Consider the following 1,969-nt stretch of genomic DNA (forward strand, 5'->3'; position numbering starts at 1 on the left):
ATCCGGCACAAGATCAACAGGCACCCGGACAGCCTGCCGACCAAGATCGCCAGGCGCAAGAGTGCAGTTCAACTCATTCTGAAACGATCAGTAAGAGAAGGGTGTGCTCCCGTTCGAATTGCCCATCGAAGTGACGTTGGCCCAGCCGATCACGCGGCTGCCGGCCACCGCAAAGGGGTACGGCATTGATGTGAAACTGGACGGCTGGCGGGCAGTCCTCCTGACCGGCCCGGACGCCCGCGTCTACAGCCGTCACGGCGCCGACCTCACCCGTGCCTTTGCCGACATAGCCCAGGCGGCCCACGCAGTGCCCGAGTGCGTCCTGGACGGCGAGCTCATCGCCGTTCGCCTTCCGGCGACCTCTCCTTCCATCTCCTTCAGAGCCGAGCAGGCAAAGGCCCCCAAGCCACGGACCGGTTCACCGTCCAGTTCGCCGGCTTCGACGCGCTGGCAGCCGCCGATACGGATCTGCGGTCGCTGCCTTTTCGGATCCGACGTGCACGCCTCCTGGAGCTCCTGGACGGCTCGCCACGCACCATCCAGGCGGTGCCCGCAACCGAGGACCTCGAGGAAGCCCGGCGCTGGTTCGGCGCACTGGGCGGAGGCGTGGAAGGCTGCGTCCTCAAGCCCCTGACCGGCCGCTATTCGGCAGGTCGCAGGTCGGGGTGGCTGAACTACCGCACTCGGCACACCGTCGACGCCGTCATCGTCGGCATCGTTCCCAGCCGGATCCCCGCGACCCAGGCCGCCGTCCTGGCCCAGCCCAACGCGCGAGGTCATCTTCGGCCGGTTGGAATCAGCCTCCCGCTCGGCCAGGACCTCCGGGCAGAGCCCGCCCCCGTGCTGCGCTCGGCCGGCGGGGAGCTGGTGACGCTGCCTGGTACGGTCGGCGGCCTCCCGGGGAGTCCGCCCGTGGTCTATCAGCCTGTCCATCCGGATGTGGTGGTGGAGATCGAGGTGGATCAGGCGAAGATCGAATTCGGCCGGTACAGACACCGGCCGCGTGTGCTCAGGCGCAGAGACGATCTTGATCCGGGGGAGTGTGACGCGTCCGCTCGCACCCATCGAAGGTCAGGGTCCGGAGCAGCTGGCTTGAGAGGCGCTGCTCCGGACTGGCAACGCGCCGGCTGCCCCAGCTACGGACGATCTCCTACCGGGCCGCCTTGCAGGCTTCTCGGCGCGGCGGGGAGCAAGCCGCTGACTGCTGCTCGAGTGGGATCGAGTCCGCGGCGAATCAGATCGGTCCAGTCGGTGGCTGGCCACCACGGTTTCTCTGCCAGGTGTGCGGTCCAGTCCAGCCACGACGCCCACGTGCGGATGCGTTCCACGGCGATCGTGTACGCGAACCGCGGCGCCGCGCCGCATTGGAAGTGGCGTACACCCCAGCGTGCGGGGACGCTCCCGGGAGAGGTCTGGAACACTGCCAGCGGGTCAGCACCCGCCTTACGTCGCCAGCTCTTCATGGCGCGGTCGGCGGCCGCCGTGTCCACCTCCAGGGCGCCACCGCCATCCGGCACCGGCATCAGGCAGTGGTCACACACTGCCGTCAGGTCCTGGGCCACGCCGCGCACTCCCTGCTGTCCACGAGTCGTACCCGGCCAACGACTGAATCGGCGGTCCGGGCACGGTTCAGCGCCGGGGCCTTTCGCCGGTGAGGACCCCTGTGCCAATCCGGGTGGCCCGAGGCGTTGGGCAGCTGATAGCGGACGGCATCCGCAGCGCGGCCGAGGCGTCCCATCGGCTCAGCTTCGACTGGCCCGATGACCGGCTGCGCCGCATCGAAGCCGTCGCCGACCGGGCCCGCGCCCGGTTCGGGCCGGACAGCATCGGCCCCACCTCCCTGCACGGTGCGGCGCTCCCACCGGCTCCGTCGAGCGCCGCGGTCTGCGCCGTCGGCGTAGTAGCGGGCGCGGTCGCGGCAGACGACCTCGACGCCAGGGTGTTCGGTAAGCCAGTCGGCCAGGGCGTC

Annotated in this window: 1 protein-coding gene and 3 pseudogenes; 2 read left to right on the top strand and 2 right to left on the bottom strand. The window is 69.6% G+C overall.

Going from position 1 to position 1,969, the window contains the following annotated elements; genetic code table 11:
• Nucleotides 1–190 precede the first annotated feature (190 nt).
• Both ACZ5WK_RS40220 and ACZ5WK_RS40225 read left to right on the top strand, forming a co-directional pair.
• Nucleotides 191–337 (top strand): annotated as a pseudogene (locus ACZ5WK_RS40220) (ATP-dependent DNA ligase); the annotation flags it as partial.
• Nucleotides 316–660, top strand: a pseudogene (locus ACZ5WK_RS40225) (ATP-dependent DNA ligase); the annotation flags it as partial. The pseudogenes ACZ5WK_RS40220 and ACZ5WK_RS40225, both read left to right, overlap by 22 nt.
• A 476-nt stretch (nt 661–1,136) precedes the next feature.
• On the opposite strand, the gene ACZ5WK_RS40230 reads toward ACZ5WK_RS40225, so the two are convergent.
• Together ACZ5WK_RS40230 and ACZ5WK_RS40235 are read right to left on the bottom strand one after the other, a co-directional pair.
• Nucleotides 1,137–1,562, bottom strand: a complete 426-nt coding sequence (locus ACZ5WK_RS40230; RefSeq protein ID WP_465555528.1) for a hypothetical protein — start codon at nt 1,560–1,562, stop codon at nt 1,137–1,139.
• A gap of 311 nt (nt 1,563–1,873) precedes the next feature.
• Nucleotides 1,874–1,969 (bottom strand): annotated as a pseudogene (locus ACZ5WK_RS40235) (transposase); the annotation flags it as partial.

The organism is Kitasatospora sp. NPDC032757, from assembly GCF_055579305.1.